Source organism: Acidovorax sp. KPB24-03 (genome assembly GCF_057546605.1).
This window is the reverse complement of record NZ_BAAJYR010000587.1, coordinates 1-1,706: the sequence shown is the minus strand read 5'-3', so window position 1 is coordinate 1,706 and position 1,706 is coordinate 1. Positions and strand designations below refer to the sequence as shown.

3 protein-coding genes are annotated in these 1,706 nt (G+C 70.9%); 1 reads left to right on the top strand and 2 read right to left on the bottom strand.

The annotated features are described in order from the left end of the window. Positions 1–306, bottom strand: a 306-nt coding sequence (locus AC27KI_RS24250) for a type 1 glutamine amidotransferase family protein (protein ID WP_487116296.1), incomplete at its 3' end; no start/stop codon positions are given. 130 nt (positions 307–436) lie between these two features. On the opposite strand from AC27KI_RS24250, the gene AC27KI_RS24245 reads away from it, so the two are divergent. After that, positions 437–1,075, top strand: coding sequence for a cysteine hydrolase family protein (locus AC27KI_RS24245; protein WP_487116292.1), 639 nt, complete (start codon positions 437–439; stop codon positions 1,073–1,075). A gap of 64 nt (positions 1,076–1,139) precedes the next feature. Here AC27KI_RS24245 and folK read toward each other — a convergent pair whose 3' ends face one another. Then, a complete protein-coding gene (folK, locus tag AC27KI_RS24240; protein ID WP_487116294.1) occupies positions 1,140–1,649 on the bottom strand; it encodes a 2-amino-4-hydroxy-6-hydroxymethyldihydropteridine diphosphokinase in 510 nt (169 codons plus the stop codon). Positions 1,650–1,706 lie beyond the last annotated feature (57 nt).

Genomic DNA, 1,706 nt, shown 5'->3' with positions numbered 1-1,706 from the left:
CCGGCGGTGCGCGGCCCGCAGCGCCGAGAGCAGTTCGGGAGGCGCGGGAGCCAGGTTCTCGTGCCAGGACGGCACCACGACGATCTGCGCGCGCCGCAGCACCGCAAGGCTGTGCGCCACGTCGATGCCGAACCCGGCGGACGTGCGCATCGGGCCGGGCGCCAAGCCGCACACGCGCAGCCGGTAGCGCGGTGCGCCTTGCGCCGTGCGGTCCTCGCCGAACACCAGGCAGGGCACCGAAAGGTGAAAGGGGCTGATGCCGTCGAAGGCCACGACGGCCACGGTGTCGGGGGCGGGCTGGGAGATGGTGCGCATGATGGCCAGATTCTATCGATCGGTGTCGATCCAGCCACTTTCAGCGATAGCGCGGAAGGCGAACAATCACCTCCGACCCTTCCGCCGCTTCAGGCAACCCCCCTTCAAAAGGACTTCGAGAATGCCCACCACCCCCACCCCTCCCCGCCGCGCCTTGGTCGTCATCGACGTGCAGAACGAATACTTCGCAGGCGGCAACCTGCCCATCGAATACCCGCCGGTGGCCGACACACTGCCCAACATCGCCCGCGCCATGGACGCCGCTCAGGCCGCCGGCGTGCCGGTGGTGGTGGTGCAGCACACCGCGCCCACGGGCGCGCCTGTATTCGACAAGGCCACGGACCGCTGGCAACTGCATCCGGAAGTGGCGCGCCGGCCTGCCGACCACCGCATCGAAAAACAGCTCGCCAGCGTCTTTGCGAACACCGACCTGGCCGACTGGCTGGCTGCCCGCGGCATCGACACGCTGACCGTGGTGGGCTACATGACGCACAACTGCGACGCCAGCACGGTGTTCGAGGCCGTGCACCGGGGTTTGACCGTGGAGTTCCTGAGCGATGCCAGCGGCGCCCTGCCCTATGCCAATGCGGCCGGGCGCGTGAGCGCCGAGGAAATCCACCGCGTGTTCAGCGTGGTGTTCCACAGCAACTTCGCGGCGGTGGCGACCACCCGGGACTGGCTGGCGGCCGTGCAGGCCGGCCAGGCCCTGCCGAAGGGCGATGTGTATTCGTCGAACCAGCGCGGGCGCGAGGCCGCCTGAACAGTAGTGCAGTAGCGGCGAACACCGACCCATCGGCGCTCCCTGCGGAGCGCGAGGGGGTCGCTCAGGGCCAGAAGGGCCCGAGCCGCTCGATGCGCTGCGACTGCACGGCGGCCAGGCGGGCGGGCTCGACGCGCCCGGGTGCGATCTCGGCCAGGGGCTGCAGCACGAAGGCGCGCTCGCTCATGCGCGGGTGGGGCACGGTGAGTTCCGGGGTGTCGATGCGCTCTTCGCCGTACAAAAGCATGTCCAGGTCCAGCGTGCGCGGCGCGTTGCGGTAGGGGCGCTCGCGGCCGGCCGCCTGCTCGACGGCTTGCAGGGCATGCAGCAGGTCAATGGCGGCCAGCGGGGTGGCCAGTTCGGCCACGGCATTCCAGTAGTCCGGGCCACCGGCATCCACCGGTGCGCTGCGGTACAGCGACGACACTCGCAGCAAACGGCTGCCGGGCCATTGCGCCATGGCATCGAGCGCGCCGAGCAGCGCTGCCCGCGCATCGCCCAGGTTGGCGCCCAGGCCGATCCAGGCGGAGACCGGGGTGCCTGGGCCGCCCGCCGGAAAGGACACCGCCGCCATGCCGTGCCCTGCCCCGTTCAATCGCCCGAAGGGGCCGGACGGAGGCCGCGGGGGGCC

Coding starts and splice junctions, on each gene's coding strand:
- folK (WP_487116294.1), bottom strand. CDS start 1,649: ATGGCGGCGGTGTCCTTTCCGGCGGGCGGCCCAGGCACCCCGGTCTCC.
- AC27KI_RS24245 (WP_487116292.1), top strand. CDS start 437: ATGCCCACCACCCCCACCCCTCCCCGCCGCGCCTTGGTCGTCATCGAC.